The sequence below is a fragment of the Pseudoalteromonas sp. S1609 genome (genome assembly GCF_005887255.1).
Lineage (GTDB): Bacteria > Pseudomonadota > Gammaproteobacteria > Enterobacterales > Alteromonadaceae > Pseudoalteromonas.
The window spans coordinates 16,964-34,659 of the sequence record NZ_PNDJ01000005.1 but is presented as its reverse complement, the minus strand read 5'-3'; the positions used below and the strand labels follow the sequence as shown (position 1 = coordinate 34,659).

The following is a 17,696-nucleotide window of genomic DNA, read 5'->3' as shown; positions in this document are numbered from 1 at the left end:
CTGTAGCTCTATCGTAAAAAAGATGGCGTTGATATACTCGCTGCAAAGGAAAAGCAGAGATAGTAATGAGCAACAAACGACTTTTATTTATTCCCGTGTCATCGCCAGAAGGTATTGGTGAATATATGCGCTCATTACAGCTAGCTCATACTCTTACCTCAGAGTACGACAAGCAGTTAGATATTCATTTCATTTTAAATAAGCACACGGCTTACGCTAAAAGTTGCCCGTTTCCTACTTTACTGTTAAATCAATCGGCAACAAAAGAAAACACACGTGTATGTCAGTTTATTGAGCAATACAAACCAGATGTGGTGCTATTTGATTGCGCAGGGCGAGCAGAACAAATGAAGGCCGCGAGAAGTGTGGGTGCTATAGTGGTTTTTATTTCTCAGCATACAAAAAAACGGGCAAAGGGCTTAAAGCTAAATAGAGCGGGTCTTATTGATACTCATTGGGTGGTTCAGCCTGATTACTGTATCGACCCTCTTTCATGGTATGAAAAACTAAAGCTCAATATGCTGCAGTTGGCATACCCTAAAAATGTAGGACCATTTACCGTTTTTGCTTCCAAGCAACAAAAAAGTGATGTACTGACACGTTATAACTTACAAGAAAAAGAATTTTTTATCGTAAATGCAGGATCCGGTGGGCATACGATTAATGGGCAAAGCTGTGCTGATATCTATTATAAAGCAGGACTGATTATTGCGAAAAAAACGGGTTTAAAAGGGGTTGTGGTGTTTGGTCCTAACTATACGAGCCCATTACCAGATACCGATGAGCTTACTTGTTTAGCAAGTCTTCAGGGTGAAGAGTTTTTAGCCTTACTAAGTCAGGCAAAGGTGGCATTATTAAGCGCGGGTGATACTTTACTCCAAGCTATTGCCTTGCAAACCCCCACTATTGCGTGTGCTATTTCAAAAGATCAAGGTGAGCGCCTCACTCGTTGTACTCGCACAGAAGTGGTTTACCAGGCACAGCTTGATATTGTTGATATAAGTGAAAAAGTGCAAACGTTACTTACAGAGTCTCGTTATAAATATATTATTGATAAGTATTCTACTTTAGAAACAATCCACAGCTTTGATATTATTACACAAGGTTTGAAAAACATGTTGTTTGATAATACTTATTAGTTATCAAAAGTGTAGTTTTCAGGTTGTTGATTTAGCAAGTTTTTTGGAATTCGAGCTCTTGGTTGTATTGGTTGCCTAATGTTTGCCAATCGTTTTGCTGCCAATGAAAGTTACTATTGCGGCTTTGCTCTTTTAAAAAGGAGCGCTGTAAGCGAGACATATTGCTTTGTTGCCATTTTTTATGGGGAACTTTTATTTCGCCACGGTCAAAGTCGATAATGTAAACGTCACCAGAGTCATCAAATAAAATATTATTAATATTTAAATCAGCGTGATAAACCCCTTTACTATGAAATTGGGCAATAGTTTGCGCTATTTTTTTTATCTCAGCTTCACTCAATGTGCGTTCAATCAGTATATCTAATATACTTTTAGCGCCGCTAACCGCTTCAGTAATAATATCACCTCGGTAAATAAAGCCATGTCGGCTCACTTTAGCTGCAATAGGCTTTGGTACATTTAAGCCTAACTCTATTAATCGAGTCATTAAGCTAAACTCTTGATAAACGCGGGTATGCTCAAGTCCGAAGTATAAATATTGATCGCTGAGTAGTTTTCCTATTAGGCCGCCACGCCAATAATGGCGCAACACAGCCGTTAAATCTGCGTGTTTAAAAAACCAAGCAGTTGCACGCCCCTTTTTAGCGCCGACAATTTTTTGCTGTTGTTGCCAGAAATTGGGCTCAAACCAATCTAACTCTATTTCGGTGCTATATTGAGGATGGCTTAAAATGACATGGTTATTTTTGACGTGTTGATTAAACATAGCTCATAGAATTCGCTTAAATATGTGCACATATTAACGTGTTTTCAGGCTAAGGATAAGTACTTGCAATGACGCGATTATAATTTAAGATCGGGTTTAACTATTTTACTCCCAAGGAAACGTGTGACTTCAGCGCCTACTTACACATCAATTTGTATTTTACGTCTTTCTGCCATTGGTGATGTATGCCATGCAGTGAGTGCAGTACAAGCAATTCAAAAAGCGCATCCAAATGCTAAAATTACATGGGTGATAGGGAAGGTCGAGGCGATGCTGTTAGCAGATTTGCCTGGCGTTGAGCTTGTTGTATTTGATAAAAAACAAGGGAAAACGGCACTAAAACAGTTAAAGCAAACCTTCAAAGGGCAGTGTTTTGATGTACTGCTTAATATGCAAGTGGCTTTAAGAGCTGGTTTTGTCGCTCGCTGTATTCCTGCCAAAGTTAAAATTGGTTTTGACTGGGCTCGCTCAAAAGAGCTACATAGTTTATTTATTAATAAACGCATTAAAGCCCAGTCTCAGACGCATGTTTTAGAGGGGTTTAAAGGCTTTGCTCAAGCGATTGGTGTTGATGATTATGTCCCTGTTTGGAATATGCCCTACACCGACAAAGATCAAGCTAAAGCTGATGAGCTGTTAGGTGACGATTATTTATCACATAAGCTATTCGTTATTTCGCCAGCAGCAAGTAAAGCACAGCGTAACTGGTTAGCCGAACGCTATGCCGCGCTTGCGGATTATGCCAATGCGCAAGGTTTTAAAATAGTATTAACTGGTGGACCGACTGAACTGGAAATTAATTTAGCAAATAACATCATTAAGCACTCTGATTCACCCATTCTGAACTTGGTGGGTAAAACAAAACTCAAAGAATTATTGTGCGTACTTAAGCGTGCGGGTTTAGTACTTGCGCCCGATACAGGCCCAGCCCATATGGCGGTGACTGTTGGCACACCGGTTATTGGTCTATATGCGCATTCAAACCCAGCGCGAACGGGGCCTTATTTATACCAAGATTACGTGGTTGAGGTTTATCACCAAAACTTATTAAAGCAAACAGGTAAAACCGCCGAGCAATTACCTTGGGGTACTCGGGTTAAAGGCGATGATTTAATGAGTCAAATAACTACGGATACAGTAAAAGAAATGTTTGACCATGTTGTTAAAAAAGAGTCGTTATTATGAATGGTAAACACACAAATAAGGCGCTTTTTTTAGACCGTGATGGTGTAGTAAATGTTGATCATGGCTATGTATTTAAAAGCGAAGAGTTTGAATTTATAGAGGGTGTGTTTTCAACGTGTAAAGCATTTTATGACGCGGGCTACAAAATAATTGTTGTAACGAACCAATCAGGGATTGGTCGAGGTTATTACTCAGAAGCCGATTTTTTTGCCCTTAACACATGGATGAAAGCGCAGTTTAGTCATCATCAAATTGAAATTACTGATGTTTACTTTTGTCCTCATCATCCTGAAAATGCATTACCAGCGTATTTAACAGATTGCGATTGCAGAAAGCCAGCGCCTGGTATGTTACTTCAAGGAATGAAAGATCATCATATCGACCCTGCACTGAGTTTGATGGTGGGGGACAAACGAGGTGATATGCAAGCTGCTATAAGCGCCAATATACGCACTAAAGTATTGGTACGTTCGGGGCAAACAGTTGATGAGCAAGCCGTAAAGTCCGCTGACTATGTTTGTGACTCAATCAAGGAACTTCCTGTTTTGCTTGCTGATCTCATTTAATATATATCTCATGCATGTAAACTGGCAGCTTTTCCTGCCAATTAGCTAATTTGCGACGAATGACAAACAGTGCAATTTGGCGCTTAAACTTTTACAATACCCGCATTATAAATAGCAGCAACGCGTCTGCTGTTTAACCCGTTCAACCAAATGGAGATCACAGATGAGAGCATCTGCTTTTTTTAGCCAATTACAACAGCAAATCGAAGACGTTAAAGCTGAAGGTTTGTACAAAAATGAACGTGTTATCACTTCACAGCAGCAAGCTCAAATTGAAGTGGCATCAGGTGATAAAGTTATTAATTTTTGTGCTAACAACTACTTAGGTTTAGCTAACAGCCCAGAGCTAATTGCAGCTGCACAAAAAGGTTTAGATGACCATGGTTTCGGTGTGGCATCTGTGCGTTTCATTTGTGGCACACAAGATATTCATAAGACGCTTGAGAGAAAAATCAGTCAATTTTTAGAGACTGAAGACACCATTTTGTATTCATCATGTTTTGATGCGAATACAGGCTTGTTTGAAACTATTTTAGGTGCAGACGATGCGATTATTTCTGATTCATTAAACCATGCTTCTATTATTGATGGTGTTCGTTTATGTAAAGCAAAGCGTTTCCGTTATGCAAATAACGATATGGCAGATTTAGAAAAGCAATTAATTGCAGCCGATGAAGCCGGTGCTAAAACTAAACTAATTGCTACTGATGGCGTGTTCTCAATGGATGGCGTTATTTGTAATTTAGAAGCAGTGTGTGATTTAGCCGATAAATATGACGCACTCGTTATGGTTGATGACTCACATGCCGTTGGTTTTGTTGGCGAAAACGGTAAAGGTACACCTGAGTACTGTAATGTACTCGACCGTGTCGATATTATTACTGGCACCTTAGGTAAAGCGCTTGGTGGAGCTTCTGGTGGTTATACCTCAGGTAAAAAAGAAATTGTTGAGTGGCTTCGTCAGCGTTCTCGTCCTTACTTATTCTCAAATTCATTAGCGCCTTCAATTGTAACAGCGTCAATCAAAGTACTAGAAATGCTTGAAAATGGCGGTGAGCTTCGCGCTAAGCTATGGTCAAACGCTAAATACTTCCGCGAGCAAATGGAAACGGCAGGTTTTACCTGTGCAGGTAAAGATCATGCGATTATTCCAGTGATGCTAGGGGATGCAAAAGTAGCGTCACTTATGGCTGATAAGCTTTTGGCCGAAGGGATTTATGTAACTGGATTCTCATTCCCTGTTGTACCAAAAGGTCAGGCGCGTATTCGTACCCAAATTTCTGCAGCGCACAGCAAGGAACAGCTTGATACAGCCATTGCAGCATTTACCCGTATTGGTAAAGAGATTGGTGTTATTTAATTTTCTTGTTAAATCGCGGTTATAGTCGCGATTTTTTAATTGAGTGTGGATTATGAAAGCATTATCAAAGTTAAAAGCAGAACCGGGCATTTGGATGACAGATGCGCCAAAGCCTGAAGTAGGCCATAACGATCTGTTAATTAAGATACGTAAAACGGCTATTTGTGGCACCGATGTTCACATTTATAAGTGGGATGAGTGGGCACAAAACACCATTCCTACGCCTATGGTGGTTGGCCACGAATACGTGGGTGAAGTAATTGACATGGGACAAGAAGTTCGCGGTTTTGAAGTTGGTGACCGTGTATCGGGTGAAGGTCATATAACCTGTGGTCATTGTCGGAACTGTCGTGCTGGACGCGTTCATTTATGCCGAAATACAACCGGTGTGGGCGTTAACCGCGAAGGTGCATTTGCTGAGTACCTAGTGATCCCAGCATTTAATGCGTTTAAAATCCCAGATAATATTAGCGATGAACTGGCCTCTATTTTTGACCCGTTTGGTAATGCAGTACATACCGCTTTATCGTTTGATTTAGTGGGTGAAGATGTATTAATCACTGGTGCAGGTCCTATTGGTATTATGGCTGCAGCTGTAGCTAAACATGTAGGTGCACGTCATGTGGTTATTACCGACGTAAATGAATACCGCCTAGACTTAGCGCGTAAAATGGGCGCAACGCGTGCTGTAAACGTTGCAAATGAAAAGCTTGAAGATGTAGCTAAAGATCTAGGTATGACCGAAGGCTTTGATATTGGCTTAGAGATGTCAGGTGTTCCGAGTGCATTTAATGCCATGCTAAATAACATGAATCATGGCGGCAAAATTGCTATGTTAGGTATTCCACCTTCAGATATGGCGGTCGATTGGAATCAAGTAATTTTTAAAGGCTTAGTGATCAAAGGTATTTACGGTCGTGAGATGTTTGAAACTTGGTACAAAATGGCCAGCTTGATTCAATCAGGACTTGATTTAAAACCAATTATTACTCATCAGTATTCAATTGATGACTTCCAAGCTGGCTTTGATATGATGATTTCAGGCCAATCGGGTAAAGTAATTCTTAACTGGGATTAATTATCCACTGTTAAGAGAATTAAAGGCGGCATTTGTCGCCTTTTTTGTAATTATAAGAGAGCACTATGGCATTTAAACATATATCAATCGCACAAACCCTCGAACTGCTAGACAAAGAAGATGTGGTGATTGCTGATATTCGCGATCCTAACTCGTATCAGACAGGGCACATTCCTGGCTCTGAAGCGCTTTCAAATGCAAATATCGCCCAATTTATGATGGAAAAAGAGTTTGACCAGCCGATTATTATTGTTTGTTATCACGGCATGAGCTCACAGGGTGCAGCAAGTTACTTAGTAGAGCAAGGCTTTGAAGATGTTTACAGCATGGATGGCGGTTTTACTGCGTGGGAAGCCGCTTACAAGGATAAAGTAGCACGATGATAGAGCTAGGCAGTCTAACTAACCCCCGTGCTGCACAGGGCTTTATAGATTACCTAAAAAGCCAAGGGCTTTCAGGGCAAATTCGTACTGAGGATGGCCATACGCTTGTTATTAGTGTGGCACCTGAAGACTTTCATACAGTGCAGCCTTTATGGAACGAATTTGCTAAAAACCCTAATCATGAGCGTTACCAACAAGCATCATGGCAAGTAGGTACTACGCAGTCACCGCTAAAGTATCAAGGGCAGTCGCTTAATTTAGTCGCCCGCTTTAAAGCCTTAAGCTGGCTTAATCAAGGTGTTAGTATTCTCAGCATTGTTGTTTATGTTGCTTTTTTATTTGGTGCGTTTGAGCCTATTTATATGGCGTTGCAGTTCAATCCTGCATCACCACTTACCTGGTTAACACCTGCTATTGTGCATTTTAGCGCTATGCATATTGTGTTTAACTTAATCTGGTGGGTATCGCTGGGTGACAACATTGAAAAGCAATGTGGTAAGTCGAGTTTAATCGGGCTGTTTTTAGCTACCGCTTTAATAAGTAATTGGGCACAGTACTTAATGGTCGGTCCTAACTTTGGTGGGCTTAGCGGTGTTGTATATGGGTTATTAGGCTTTTGTTGGATTTACAGCGCGCTTAACCCTAAACAGCCTGCACTGGTTACAACCGCAATTGTTGGTTTTATGCTGGTATGGTTAGTACTTGGTTTTGCAGATGTATTATTTGTTGGAATGGCTAATTGGGCACACTTAGGTGGGCTTGTTAGCGGTATGGCTTTTGCCTATACCGCCCAGCTTTTTAAAACAAAAAGCGCCTAATGATATAAATATTTAGTAAATAACAGGTCTCGGATTATTTCTTGGCCTGTTTCTTCCTTAAGTAAGCTTTTTAGTTTTTCTGCGCTTTTAAGGCGAATTTGCTCACGCCCTGTTAAAGACTTTATTTTGTTTTCAGGCTCTTTTGATAATATCTCTACTAGCGCATCACGTAACAGCGGGGTGTGGTGTTCTACAATGGCAATATCGGATGTTTTATTTAGCATTAAATCAACTGTAACGCGAACGTAACCCATTTTTTTACTCGATGGGCCAATGTAATTGGTAATAATGTCTGGCTCAAACCCAAAATAACCCACAGTAGACTCAGCACGTGCTGATAAGCTAGTTAGGCTGACTAAAAGAATAAAAAGGCCTGTAAATACTGTTTTTTTCATTTCAAAAGCGTTTCCGTAAACTAATTACAAATAGTTTATACTTATTAGTAAATAAGATACAGCAAGATGCTGTTATTTGTTGTGTTTGTAAAAGTACTCTGGACTCAAGTTTGGGATAGGCGATAACGAGAGTCAAATGCTGGTTAGCTTTTTATGACACAAGATATGCTTGGTATTGAGTAAATCGCGCTTTTTCAAATTCGTTGGCAATGTTATGATCTCTCAGATTTTTTTCAAGTAGAGTTATTGTGATTACTTTTCCTCTTTCTTTATCTGCTGATTGGCAGAGTACCGCTCAAGTCACTGGCTTATCTAACGCTGAGAAAGAGTGGTTATTTGAACCCCATTCTTTAACGGCTAAATTAAAAAGTCAGTCTCAGCGTTTTGCTGTAAAAGTGTTGAGTGAGCAAAAAGTAGACCTTTCGCAATCACAGCAAACGCTATTAAGTGAGCAGGTAAGTACAGTACTTAACCGTGAAGTGTTACTGTTGTGTGATGAACAACCGATTGTTTATGCTCAAAGTTGGTTGCCAATAACAAGTAACAATACAAACAATCAGCTGCACAATATGGGAGAACGCCCGTTAGGTGATGTAATCTTTCAAGATCCTGCGTTAAAGCGTACCGATATTGAAATTGCGCGCTTTGATGATAGCCACTCATTTCAATCACTGGTGAGCGAACTTAATTTACCGAATCGCTCTTTACTGGGCAGACGCAGCGTATTTTCTTTACATAACTATCAATTTTTGGTCTGTGAGGTTTTTTTACCAGGAGCTTACTTATACTCATGAAACTAGCCGCTTTGTCTGTTAATCATATTCCCTATTACATCCAGTTAATGCGAATTGATAAGCCCATAGGCACCTTATTGCTACTTTGGCCAACTTATTGGGCACTGTGGATAGCGAATGATGGCTTGCCTAGCTTAACAAATTTTATTGTGTTCACCCTTGGGGTAATAGTTATGCGTAGCGCAGGGTGCGTTATCAATGACTTTGCAGATAGAAAAGTTGATGGCTCAGTAAAGCGTACTTGTCAGCGGCCGCTAGCGACCGGAGCGGTAAGTAGTGGCGAAGCCATTAGTTTGTTTTTATTACTCGTTGTCATCGCTTTTATATTAGTATTACTGCTTAATACCAATACTATTTTGTTATCGTTTGGTGCACTTGGATTAGCGTTTTGTTATCCCTTTATGAAACGTTACACACAACTTCCTCAAGTTGTATTGGGCGCGGCTTTTGGTTGGGCAATCCCTATGGCTTTTATGGCATCAATAAACTCTCTACCCGTGCAGGCATGGTTGCTATTTATTGCCAATATTTGCTGGACGGTGGCTTACGACACTATGTACGCCATGGTTGATAGAGACGATGATTTAAAAATAGGAGTAAAATCAACCGCTATTTTATTCGCCAGTTATGACCGCCATATTATAGCGCTACTTAACTTTAGCTTTTTTGCGTTGATGTTTTTAATTGGGTTGATGAATCAAATAGGATTTAGTTTTTGGTTGGGATTAGCTATTGCAGCAATGTTACTTGTGTATCAACAGCGTTTGATTCATTTACGCCAGCGAGATAATTGTTTTAAAGCATTTTTAAATAACCATTACGTAGGACTGGCTATTTTTATTGGTTTATTATTTTCTTACCCCGTTTTTGCTTAACGGGGTGGGTCGATAATGCCACTAATTGACGCGTTTTTTCTGAACCAACCAGCAATCGAATAGCGGTTATCAACAGCAGGAAGTACTTCATGTACAAAGCGTTCGCTTTCAAATAATACCAAAGTGCCTGCCGTGGGTTTTATTACTATTTCTATGCCTTTACTTTTAGGCTTGTAAATAACTAGCTCTCCACCTTCCTCTGGAGAGTTCAAATATAATACGGTAGTAAAAACACGGTTTGAACGACCTTTAAATGCATCTACATGTTTTTTATAAAAATCACCTTGCGTATATTTTGCATAGTGACATTCATAATCAAACAAACCCATAAAGAAACTTCGATTAAGCGTATTACGAACTGCTTCCATTACTTGCTGGTAGCCAAGTTGTGCATTTGAACTGCCATCAAACCAATAGGTTTTGTCTTTACGAACTGTATTATCAATTTGCAAGTTATTTAATCGACCAATACCAGCAAGGCTAAAATGGGGATTTATTCTGTAGCAATCTGCCATTAAATCAAAGATTAGGTCACTATCAATGGCGTTTTCAATAATGGCATAACCATGCGTTTCAATCTGCTCTAGATAAATTCCAGAAGCTGTAAAGTTGTTCATTAACGCTAGTCATAATAGTAGGGAGCGTTAGTTTAATGTAAAAAAACTTTAAAGCTACAAATTTATCGCGTTCACCAAAGCGCATGGTGTAATGTTATGCTTTTGAGACTTTATTTATTAGCGAGAGTAAGTGGTCAACATGCTCACCTGCTTCTATTTGTTGGCTGGTTTGCACAATAAGTTGCTCATGGCTAATATCGTTATTAGTTTTAAGTTGAATCAAATTTTGGTTTTCTGCCACAGAGCTGGTGTGTTCAATACCGGCAATCGCAAAATGGTCTGATTTTTCAAGTCCAGCCATGACCTGCTCAATACTGCCCACTTTAATAGTTGATACTTTATTTAATGAGTCTACTACTTCATTAAGCATTGATTGCACTTGTTTTGACTGTGAAAAACAACTGAACATTGGATAACTTTCGAGTTCTTTTTTACTAATATCGCTTTTATTTGCTAAAGGATGTTGTTTTGAACAAAATAAAATAAGCTGATCAGGTAATTGTATGTCGCTACCAATGCTATTGACTATTTGCGAGCATACACTAATGTCAATTTCGCCTTGAAGTAACTTTCTATGAAGCTCAGTTTTGTTTTGTAGCTGCATTTCGATTTTAACATGCGGGTATTGGCTTAAAAATTCACCGCAGGTAATTGGTACTATGCTGCTAGTTGTTGTGGTGTAACCAATAACCAGTTTTTTCTCTTCAGTGCCATTAATTGACTGAAAAGCACGATGTTTTATTTGTTCTAGCTCATTGAGGGTATTTTTTGCAAAGTCGAGGAAAAGTTCGCCTGCTTGAGTTAATTTAACCGAGCGAGTAGAGCGAGTAACAAGCTCATAGCCAAGCTCTGTTTCAAGAGTTTGAATACTTCGAGTTAACGCCGATGTGCTAATTTGAGTTTGTTCTGCAGCTTGCCTAAAATGACGAAGTAGGCCAAGCGCTACAAATTGTTCTAATTGTTCAAATCTCACTATATAGTCCTTTTTTATAGGTAAGCTAGGGGAATTACAGATTAAATACTGACTTTATATCCCTATAGTTCAGTTGAAGTAATGTTTTTAACCACCTCATTAGATTAACTTTCTTTTTGCCTTATTTAAAGAGAATAGTTGCTAAAAATTGTTATACCTTTGGGTAATGTTAAGTAACTGTTGGGTTTTATCATTAGCCTAATTTGTGCAATTTTATAACCGTTTTCTTAGAATTTCGGTTTGTTAATTACTGTTTTTGCTTTTAGGGTTGGGCTCAATAAAATTTTTACTTACTCGGTTACTTAAAGGCTTACTTTCAATGTTTTGCAATTCAATTTCTATGGCATCACAAGAGATGTGAATTTCAAATAAGGAGGTGAGTAAAGACAAGCTTAAGCAACTTAAACTGACACCAAATAAAATAATGCCCGTGGTATTAAACTCTATAAATAATGCGAACATAGATAGCGTACATAATAAAAAAGCAGCCACTCCGTATACTTGCATGGTTCTTATTAATTTTATTCGCTTTCTAAGGTTGGTTATTTGCGCCACCACAACAGGACGAATAGATTCCCCTTCACGTGCATTCAGTTCTCGTATTAGTTGCGCTAGCACTAAAAATCGGTTTGTATAGGCGAGTAACAACAACGAGATTGCTGGAAAAAGTAAACCTGGAGTAGTTAGCGTCATAATGTGTCCTTAAATCATATTATTTGCTTTAGGTTACGCAGGCAAATTGTACACATAAAGTAAATGAGGTGGATATTGCAAAATATTAATAATAGCGATTCAAATATAACATCATTTGATTGGGTTACGCTTTATAACGCAGAAAATAGTTTAGAGGCCAATATTATAAAAGGATTGATTCTTAATGCGGGAATTGAGTGTCAAATTAAAGGTGAAATGCTGCAAGGTGCAATGGGCGAGATCCCGTTTGAGCAAACACAAGTAAGTGTGCAGGTTTATGCGATAAAAGAGCGCCATGCACGCGAAATATTGGTAAACTATCAGCAAGTAAAACAATCCGCTCCAGATTGGGTGTGCCCTAACTGTAATGAGCATAATGGATCAACATTTGATTTTTGTTGGTCATGTGGGACTTTAAAGAATGACAAAAGCGAATAATTTTCAGCGTATTAGAGAGTTAAATTACCTGCAAAAAGCGGTATTGGCCAGTGCGTTAATAGAGCGTATGTTGCCTAATTATGGACTGTTTAGTGAGGCTACCGGTTTTGGCGATGAGGTTATTTTACGTAATGCTTTAAATGTATGTTGGGAAAAGATACTGCTTCCTAAAAGTAAGATTGATTTAGAAAAGCAAGTCGAAAAAATAGAGCCGAATGTACCTGAACTTGCTGATTTTGATATGTTTGGCACTTACCCTGCCATTGACGCTGCCACCTCATTATTGAGCTTAATGCATGGCCTTTTAGCACAAGACGAGCAAGAATTTGTTAATGTGAGTAAAATATCGCAGGCAACTGTGGCTCGCTTTATTGAGTATCAAATGACGGTTGAAGGGGATGTTGCTGATAATAAAGCAGTACGTGAACACCCACTAATGCAATACGAAATAGAGGTATTAGGTGAACTAATTGATTTTGTAGAAGCTATGGGGCGTATTACTGCTGAAAATGTAAAAGCATTGAAAAAGCATGTCCTTGCTGATGGCCAAACTAACATTGGTTTAGCACTTTAAGTTATTTGTTTTAAACACCTTGTTAGGTGGCAGGAGAATTAACAATGCGAATTTTAGGCATTGAATCATCATGCGATGAAACTGGTATTGCTATTTATGATGATGAAAAAGGGCTACTGGCTCATCAATTATATAGCCAAGTAAAAGTACATGCTGATTACGGTGGTGTGGTACCTGAGCTTGCATCTCGCGATCATGTACGTAAAACATTGCCGCTTATTGATGCGGCATTTGCACAAGCTGGCTGTGGACCTGAAGATTTAGACGGTATTGCCTACACGGCAGGACCAGGTTTAGTAGGGGCTTTGTTAGTAGGTACCTCAATTGGTCGCTCTTTAGCGTATGGTTGGGACATTCCAGCTGTAGCAGTGCACCATATGGAAGGGCATTTATTAGCGCCAATGCTTGAGGAAAACGTTCCCGAATTTCCATTTATTGCTTTACTCGTATCTGGCGGTCATACCATGATGGTAAAGGTCGCGGGTATTGGCCAATATGAAGTATTGGGTGAGTCGGTAGATGACGCTGCAGGTGAAGCATTTGATAAAACAGCTAAATTACTTGGGCTTGATTACCCTGGCGGTCCTCGTTTAGCTAAAATGGCTGAGCAAGGCGTTGCCAAACGGTTTATTTTTCCGCGCCCAATGACAGATAAGCCTGGTCTTGATTTTAGCTTTAGTGGCCTAAAAACCGCCGCTTCGATTGCTATTCGTGAAAATGATAGCGACGAGCAAACTAAAGCAGATATTGCCCATGCATTTCAAACAGCCGTTATAGATACTTTAGTGATTAAGTGTAAGCGTGCACTAAAGCAAACAGGTATTAAACGTTTAGTCATAGCCGGTGGTGTAAGTGCTAATACGCAACTACGTTTGCAACTAGAGCGTGTGATGCAAGGTATGAAGGGCGAAGTGTATTACCCACGCACTGAGTTTTGTACCGACAATGGCGCAATGATTGCTTATGCTGGTATGCAGCGTTTAAAAGCGGGACAGTTTGCTTCGCTTGATATGAAAACTAAACCGCGCTGGCCAATCGATAGCTTAGAAGCAATATAGTTAACCAGAACTTAAGTTAGTTATTACTTCTTGTCATCTGTAGGGGCTTGTTTAGTCCCTACTTTTGGTTCTTCACCCTTAAATAAACGCACAATATTAGTGCGATGCCTAATAATGATCAGTAGCGTAATAAAGGTCACGGGTAAGGTGTATAACGGCTTTATCCACCATGTATATAAAGGTGCTAGCGTCACAGCTACTAGCGCTGCAAGGGATGAGTAGCGGGTAATCGCGACAATAATCAGCCAAGTACCAATCAATAACCCACCTAAAGAGAGCCCTATCGGCAGTAACGAGCCAAATGCTGTTGCGACCGCTTTACCACCTTTAAAACTAAAAAATAATGGGTACATGTGCCCTAAACATGCTGCAACCGCAATTAAACCAAGCTCTAGCGGCTCAAGTTTTAAAAAGTAAGCGCCCCAAACAGGGATAGTGCCCTTTAAAATATCAAATATTAAAACTAAGCATGCGGGGAGAGCGCCGCCTAAACGGTAAACATTGGTTGCTCCTGGGTTATTGGAGCCATTTGTGCGTGGATCGGGAAGTTTGAATAGCCGCGACACTAAAATGGCCGATGAAATCGAGCCGAGCAAATAGGCTAATACAAACATTAAAATGACTAACACGCGCTTCCTTATTTTTTAATCATTACTTTTAAGCTATTATTGGCGTCAAAATTTACGGGTTTCTTAAATTACTCGCAATTTTGTAATTATTCTATTGTAGAAGTAATTTTAGTATATTTAAACACTGATTAAAGTATATACAGTATTAATTTGATTGATACAATATGTAATTAACTCAGTGACTTGTTACAGTCATTTGGAGTATCAATGGACAAGGTATTTATATCACAATTGCATGTCGAAACGATTATCGGGGTGTATGATTTTGAAAAGAAAAGTAAACAAAGCCTATACTTTGATATTGAAATGCTAAGCGATATTAAGCCTGCAGCACAAAACGACGATATTAACTTAGCATTAGATTACGCTAAGGTAAGTGAGCGAGTTATCGAGCACAGTACGGCTAAACCAGTCGAACTTTTAGAAACGCTAGTGGAACAATTAGCGCAAATTATCTTAACCGAATTTAATACTCCTCAAGTAACGATAAGAGTTAGCAAGCCCGCTGCAGTTTCACAAGCGCAAACTGTGGGTGTAGAGATTACGCGCACCAAGGCTACGGCTTAAATGGCGCAGATATTTATTAGCCTTGGTTCAAACATTAACAAGGCAGAGCATATTCGGCGTGCTCTAGTGGCGTTAAATCAGCACTTTGAAAACACACATCACTCATCAGTATTTGAAAGTGAAGCTGTGGGTTTTGCCGGTAATAACTTTTATAACTCAGTACTTGCAGCCACCACTAACATGGCGCTTGTTGATGTTTGCGCGTTATTAAAACAAATTGAACGCGACAATGGTCGCCAAGCAAATGATAAAAAGTTTAGCCCACGTACACTGGATCTCGATTTACTCTTTTATGATGATGTAATTTGCGAGAGCCCAGCACAATTACCGCGTGACGAAATTACTAAAAATGCCTTTGTCTTGCAGCCTTTAGCTGAGGTGGCCCCTGATTTTTATCATCCGGTAGCAAAACAAACGATTGCCCAAATATGGAATGCATATAACAACCCTCAACAAAAGCTATGGAAGGTGGAGTTTTCTAACCCATGAGTATTATAGAAATAATTGTTTTAGCCCTAATTCAGGGATTTACTGAGTTTTTACCTATATCGAGTTCGGCACACTTAATTTTACCATCACAAATTTTAGGCTGGGAGGATCAAGGGTTAGCGTTCGATGTTGCTGTTCACGTAGGCACTTTAATTGCGGTTGTTATTTATTTCCGTAAAGAAGTAGCCGATATACTCGGTGCTTGGTTTAAATCGTTTGGCGTGCAGGGCACAACAGATGATAGCAAACTAGGTTGGTGGATCATTTTAGGTACTGTGCCAGCAGCTATTTTAGGCTTGTTATTAAAAGATTTTGTTGAACTGTACTTACGCAGTGCATGGGTGATTGCGACCACAACAATCGTATTTGGTCTATTGCTTTGGTACGCCGATGCCAAAGGTAAGCAAATAAAAACAATCTATCAGCTAAACTGGAAAACGGCCCTCATTATTGGCTTTGCACAAGCCGTTGCAATGATCCCTGGCACTTCACGTTCAGGTATTACCATGACAGCGGGTTTAATGTTAGGTATGAACAAGCAAAGTGCAGCGCGCTTTTCGTTTTTATTAGCTATTCCAATCATTTCAATGATGGGTCTTTATTATACTGCAGAGCTTGCCCTTGGGGATCATATCGTAGATTGGACGGCATTATTGTTAGGTGTAGTGCTGTCGTTTTTATCAGCTTATGCTTGTATTTTTATGTTTTTAAAAGTGATTGAGCGAATGGGAATGCTACCATTTGTTATTTATCGTTTATTATTAGGTGTCGGTTTAATATTCTTTTTAATGCTATAAGTTATTAATCTTCAGGAAAGCCTCCCACTTTGGGAGGCTTTTTTATTTGCGCCAAGGGTTAATGGTAACTTAAGCTAAATTTTGGCATTATAACGCCATTAAATTTTGCCCTAGAGCAAACTCCGCGCAGGATGAAAGGATAGTAAATGCATATACATATTTTGGGTATTTGTGGCACATTTATGGGTGGTATTGCCGCTATAGCTAAATCATTGGGTCACCACGTTACTGGGTCAGATCAAAACGTTTACCCACCAATGAGTACTCAGTTACAAGAACTGGGTATTGAACTAACACAGGGCTATGACGTATCTCAACTAGAGCCAGCTCCAGATATCGTTGTTATTGGTAATGCTATGAGCCGTGGTAACCCGTGTGTTGAATATGTACTCGATAAGAGCCTGCCTTATACTTCAGGACCTGAGTGGCTAAAACGTAACTTATTACAAGATTCATGGGTGCTGGCTGTGGCGGGAACTCATGGTAAAACAACCACCGCCAGTATGTTGGCGTGGATACTTGAATATGCGGGTTTAAAACCGGGCTTTTTAATTGGCGGAATTGTACAAAACTTTGGTCTTTCTGCGCGAGTTGGGCAAACGCCATTTTTTGTTATAGAAGCCGATGAGTACGACACGGCCTTTTTTGATAAACGCAGTAAGTTTGTTCATTATTTACCTCGAACACTTATTTTAAATAATCTTGAATTTGATCATGCTGATATTTTTGAAGATTTAAACGCAATTAAAAAACAATTTCACCATTTGATACGTACACTACCGCAAAGCGGCAAAGTGCTTTGGCCAAAAAATGATGAAGCACTGAGCGATGTGATTGCAAAAGGGTTGTGGAGCGAGAGCGAAACATTAGGTGATGATTGGAGTTATGAATTACTCAAAGCCGATGGTTCTCAATTTAATGTTTTACTAAATAGGCAGTTACAAGGCGTTGTTAGCTGGCAAGCGATTGGTGAGCATAACGTTAAAAATGCCATGATGGCTATTGCAGCAGCACGCCATGTGGGAATTGCAATAGAACACAGTATTGAAGCTTTGAGTGAATTTATCAGCCCAAAAAGGCGAATGGAGCTTAAAGCAGATATTAATCATATTAAAGTGTATGACGATTTTGCCCATCACCCAACGGCAATACAAACAACACTTGCGGGGCTGCGTGCTAAAGTGGGGGATGAAAAAATTATTGCGATTTTAGAGCCGCGCTCTAACACCATGAAAATGGGAGTGCATCAATTTACACTTCTCGATTCACTTCGCGATGCAGACGACGTGCTGTTATTTGAGCCAGAGAACTTAAACTGGTCACTTAAAGAGCAAGCTGACAAAGCGGGTATGCAATGCTTTGATTCTACAACCGCTATTATTGATACAGTACTTGAGAATATTGAGCCAAATCAACATGTTTTAATTATGAGTAATGGTGGTTTTAATGGTCTTCATCAGCAACTTGTTGATGGTTTGGCCGATAAATACAGCGGAGAATAA

Annotated in this window: 22 protein-coding genes; 16 read left to right on the top strand and 6 right to left on the bottom strand. The window is 39.6% G+C overall.

Translation table 11 applies throughout. The features are described from left to right. Positions 1-65: 65 nt before the first annotated feature. The gene (locus tag CWB76_RS01800; protein WP_138605103.1) at positions 66-1,139 is read left to right on the top strand and encodes a glycosyltransferase family 1 protein; all 1,074 of its coding nucleotides are present in this window, start codon (positions 66-68) and stop codon (positions 1,137-1,139) included. Between the two features lie 31 nt (positions 1,140-1,170). Here CWB76_RS01800 and CWB76_RS01795 read toward each other — a convergent pair whose 3' ends face one another. Then, positions 1,171-1,905: a 3-deoxy-D-manno-octulosonic acid kinase gene (locus CWB76_RS01795; protein ID WP_138605101.1), complete on the bottom strand. Its 735-nt coding sequence runs from the start codon at positions 1,903-1,905 to the stop codon at positions 1,171-1,173. A 123-nt stretch (positions 1,906-2,028) separates the two neighbouring features. Here CWB76_RS01795 and CWB76_RS01790 point away from each other — a divergent pair, with 123 nt between their 5' ends. The 6 genes from CWB76_RS01790 to glpG all read left to right on the top strand — a co-directional run bounded on the left by CWB76_RS01790 (position 2,029) and on the right by glpG (position 7,295). Then, positions 2,029-3,090 carry a glycosyltransferase family 9 protein gene (locus CWB76_RS01790; protein ID WP_138605099.1) on the top strand — a complete coding sequence of 354 codons (1,062 nt, stop codon included), beginning with the start codon at positions 2,029-2,031 and terminating at the stop codon, positions 3,088-3,090. Next, a complete protein-coding gene (gene gmhB, locus CWB76_RS01785) occupies positions 3,087-3,656 on the top strand; it encodes a D-glycero-beta-D-manno-heptose 1,7-bisphosphate 7-phosphatase (RefSeq protein WP_138605098.1) in 570 nt (189 codons plus the stop codon). The genes CWB76_RS01790 and gmhB overlap by 4 nt, the downstream gene beginning before the upstream one ends. A gap of 163 nt (positions 3,657-3,819) precedes the next feature. Continuing rightward, entirely contained in the window at positions 3,820-5,016 is a 1,197-nt protein-coding gene (locus CWB76_RS01780; RefSeq protein WP_138605097.1) for a glycine C-acetyltransferase, read from the top strand. 52 nt (positions 5,017-5,068) lie between these two features. After that, the gene (gene tdh, locus CWB76_RS01775) at positions 5,069-6,094 is read left to right on the top strand and encodes an L-threonine 3-dehydrogenase (protein ID WP_013464286.1); all 1,026 of its coding nucleotides are present in this window, start codon (positions 5,069-5,071) and stop codon (positions 6,092-6,094) included. 65 nt (positions 6,095-6,159) lie between these two features. Further along, entirely contained in the window at positions 6,160-6,477 is a 318-nt protein-coding gene (glpE, locus tag CWB76_RS01770; RefSeq protein ID WP_010390998.1) for a thiosulfate sulfurtransferase GlpE, read from the top strand. Further along, a complete protein-coding gene (gene glpG, locus CWB76_RS01765; protein WP_138605095.1) occupies positions 6,474-7,295 on the top strand; it encodes a rhomboid family intramembrane serine protease GlpG in 822 nt (273 codons plus the stop codon). The genes glpE and glpG overlap by 4 nt, the downstream gene beginning before the upstream one ends. On the opposite strand, the gene CWB76_RS01760 is transcribed toward glpG, so the two are convergent. Beyond that, positions 7,292-7,690, bottom strand: a complete 399-nt coding sequence (locus tag CWB76_RS01760) for a flagellar basal body-associated protein FliL (RefSeq protein WP_008115596.1) — start codon at positions 7,688-7,690, stop codon at positions 7,292-7,294. The genes glpG and CWB76_RS01760 overlap by 4 nt on opposite strands. A gap of 248 nt (positions 7,691-7,938) precedes the next feature. Between CWB76_RS01760 and CWB76_RS01755 the strand changes: the two genes are divergently transcribed. Both CWB76_RS01755 and ubiA read left to right on the top strand, forming a co-directional pair. Then, positions 7,939-8,484, top strand: a complete 546-nt coding sequence (locus CWB76_RS01755) for a chorismate--pyruvate lyase family protein (protein WP_138605094.1) — start codon at positions 7,939-7,941, stop codon at positions 8,482-8,484. Then, positions 8,481-9,359 carry a 4-hydroxybenzoate octaprenyltransferase gene (ubiA, locus tag CWB76_RS01750; protein WP_138605092.1) on the top strand — a complete coding sequence of 293 codons (879 nt, stop codon included), beginning with the start codon at positions 8,481-8,483 and terminating at the stop codon, positions 9,357-9,359. Before CWB76_RS01755 ends, ubiA begins: the two co-directional genes overlap by 4 nt. Here ubiA and CWB76_RS01745 read toward each other — a convergent pair. From CWB76_RS01745 to CWB76_RS01735, 3 genes are all read right to left on the bottom strand, one after another. Continuing rightward, positions 9,356-9,976 carry a 2OG-Fe(II) oxygenase gene (locus tag CWB76_RS01745; RefSeq protein WP_138605091.1) on the bottom strand — a complete coding sequence of 207 codons (621 nt, stop codon included), beginning with the start codon at positions 9,974-9,976 and terminating at the stop codon, positions 9,356-9,358. The genes ubiA and CWB76_RS01745 overlap by 4 nt on opposite strands. Before the next feature lie 94 nt (positions 9,977-10,070). Next, the gene (locus CWB76_RS01740; RefSeq protein WP_138605089.1) at positions 10,071-10,949 is read right to left on the bottom strand and encodes a LysR family transcriptional regulator; all 879 of its coding nucleotides are present in this window, start codon (positions 10,947-10,949) and stop codon (positions 10,071-10,073) included. Positions 10,950-11,192: 243 nt separating this feature from the next. Further along, complete coding sequence (locus tag CWB76_RS01735) at positions 11,193-11,642, bottom strand: DUF2721 domain-containing protein (RefSeq protein ID WP_138605088.1); 450 nt, start codon at positions 11,640-11,642, stop codon at positions 11,193-11,195. A 75-nt stretch (positions 11,643-11,717) separates the two neighbouring features. Here CWB76_RS01735 and CWB76_RS01730 point away from each other — a divergent pair, with 75 nt between their 5' ends. Genes CWB76_RS01730 through tsaD form a run of 3 tightly spaced genes read left to right on the top strand, consistent with a single transcriptional unit; the run spans position 11,718 to position 13,712 of the window. Further along, positions 11,718-12,080 (top strand): putative signal transducing protein, encoded by a 363-nt coding sequence (locus CWB76_RS01730; RefSeq protein WP_010391010.1) that lies wholly within the window; start codon positions 11,718-11,720, stop codon positions 12,078-12,080. Beyond that, positions 12,064-12,654 carry a YjaG family protein gene (locus tag CWB76_RS01725; protein ID WP_008115608.1) on the top strand — a complete coding sequence of 197 codons (591 nt, stop codon included), beginning with the start codon at positions 12,064-12,066 and terminating at the stop codon, positions 12,652-12,654. Before CWB76_RS01730 ends, CWB76_RS01725 begins: the two co-directional genes overlap by 17 nt. 44 nt (positions 12,655-12,698) lie before the next feature. Continuing rightward, positions 12,699-13,712 (top strand): tRNA (adenosine(37)-N6)-threonylcarbamoyltransferase complex transferase subunit TsaD, encoded by a 1,014-nt coding sequence (tsaD, locus tag CWB76_RS01720; protein ID WP_138605087.1) that lies wholly within the window; start codon positions 12,699-12,701, stop codon positions 13,710-13,712. 23 nt (positions 13,713-13,735) lie between these two features. Here the strand turns inward: tsaD and plsY are convergent, their stop codons facing one another. Beyond that, positions 13,736-14,341, bottom strand: coding sequence for a glycerol-3-phosphate 1-O-acyltransferase PlsY (gene plsY, locus CWB76_RS01715; RefSeq protein ID WP_036979788.1), 606 nt, complete (start codon positions 14,339-14,341; stop codon positions 13,736-13,738). A gap of 207 nt (positions 14,342-14,548) precedes the next feature. Here plsY and folB point away from each other — a divergent pair, with 207 nt between their 5' ends. From folB to mpl, 4 genes are all read left to right on the top strand, one after another. After that, on the top strand, positions 14,549-14,908 hold the full coding sequence (folB, locus tag CWB76_RS01710; RefSeq protein WP_138605085.1) for a dihydroneopterin aldolase: 360 nt from the start codon (positions 14,549-14,551) through the stop codon (positions 14,906-14,908). Continuing rightward, positions 14,909-15,397 carry a 2-amino-4-hydroxy-6-hydroxymethyldihydropteridine diphosphokinase gene (gene folK / locus CWB76_RS01705; protein WP_075170695.1) on the top strand — a complete coding sequence of 163 codons (489 nt, stop codon included), beginning with the start codon at positions 14,909-14,911 and terminating at the stop codon, positions 15,395-15,397. It begins immediately after the preceding gene. After that, positions 15,394-16,194 (top strand): undecaprenyl-diphosphate phosphatase, encoded by an 801-nt coding sequence (locus CWB76_RS01700; protein WP_010391016.1) that lies wholly within the window; start codon positions 15,394-15,396, stop codon positions 16,192-16,194. Before folK ends, CWB76_RS01700 begins: the two co-directional genes overlap by 4 nt. A gap of 146 nt (positions 16,195-16,340) precedes the next feature. Beyond that, a complete protein-coding gene (gene mpl / locus CWB76_RS01695; protein WP_138605084.1) occupies positions 16,341-17,696 on the top strand; it encodes a UDP-N-acetylmuramate:L-alanyl-gamma-D-glutamyl-meso-diaminopimelate ligase in 1,356 nt (451 codons plus the stop codon).

Excerpts from the sequence above, each read along its gene's own strand:
- ubiA (WP_138605092.1), top strand. The coding sequence starts at position 8,481 with ATGAAACTAGCCGCTTTGTCTGTTAATCATATTCCCTATTACATCCAG.
- CWB76_RS01760 (WP_008115596.1), bottom strand. The coding sequence starts at position 7,690 with ATGAAAAAAACAGTATTTACAGGCCTTTTTATTCTTTTAGTCAGCCTA.
- CWB76_RS01735 (WP_138605088.1), bottom strand. The coding sequence starts at position 11,642 with ATGACGCTAACTACTCCAGGTTTACTTTTTCCAGCAATCTCGTTGTTG.
- folK (WP_075170695.1), top strand. The coding sequence starts at position 14,909 with ATGGCGCAGATATTTATTAGCCTTGGTTCAAACATTAACAAGGCAGAG.
- CWB76_RS01800 (WP_138605103.1), top strand. The coding sequence starts at position 66 with ATGAGCAACAAACGACTTTTATTTATTCCCGTGTCATCGCCAGAAGGT.
- folB (WP_138605085.1), top strand. The coding sequence starts at position 14,549 with ATGGACAAGGTATTTATATCACAATTGCATGTCGAAACGATTATCGGG.
- CWB76_RS01700 (WP_010391016.1), top strand. The coding sequence starts at position 15,394 with ATGAGTATTATAGAAATAATTGTTTTAGCCCTAATTCAGGGATTTACT.
- gmhB (WP_138605098.1), top strand. The coding sequence starts at position 3,087 with ATGAATGGTAAACACACAAATAAGGCGCTTTTTTTAGACCGTGATGGT.
- mpl (WP_138605084.1), top strand. The coding sequence starts at position 16,341 with ATGCATATACATATTTTGGGTATTTGTGGCACATTTATGGGTGGTATT.
- CWB76_RS01725 (WP_008115608.1), top strand. The coding sequence starts at position 12,064 with ATGACAAAAGCGAATAATTTTCAGCGTATTAGAGAGTTAAATTACCTG.
- tsaD (WP_138605087.1), top strand. The coding sequence starts at position 12,699 with ATGCGAATTTTAGGCATTGAATCATCATGCGATGAAACTGGTATTGCT.
- glpG (WP_138605095.1), top strand. The coding sequence starts at position 6,474 with ATGATAGAGCTAGGCAGTCTAACTAACCCCCGTGCTGCACAGGGCTTT.
- CWB76_RS01795 (WP_138605101.1), bottom strand. The coding sequence starts at position 1,905 with ATGTTTAATCAACACGTCAAAAATAACCATGTCATTTTAAGCCATCCT.
- tdh (WP_013464286.1), top strand. The coding sequence starts at position 5,069 with ATGAAAGCATTATCAAAGTTAAAAGCAGAACCGGGCATTTGGATGACA.
- CWB76_RS01745 (WP_138605091.1), bottom strand. The coding sequence starts at position 9,976 with ATGAACAACTTTACAGCTTCTGGAATTTATCTAGAGCAGATTGAAACG.
- CWB76_RS01780 (WP_138605097.1), top strand. The coding sequence starts at position 3,820 with ATGAGAGCATCTGCTTTTTTTAGCCAATTACAACAGCAAATCGAAGAC.
- glpE (WP_010390998.1), top strand. The coding sequence starts at position 6,160 with ATGGCATTTAAACATATATCAATCGCACAAACCCTCGAACTGCTAGAC.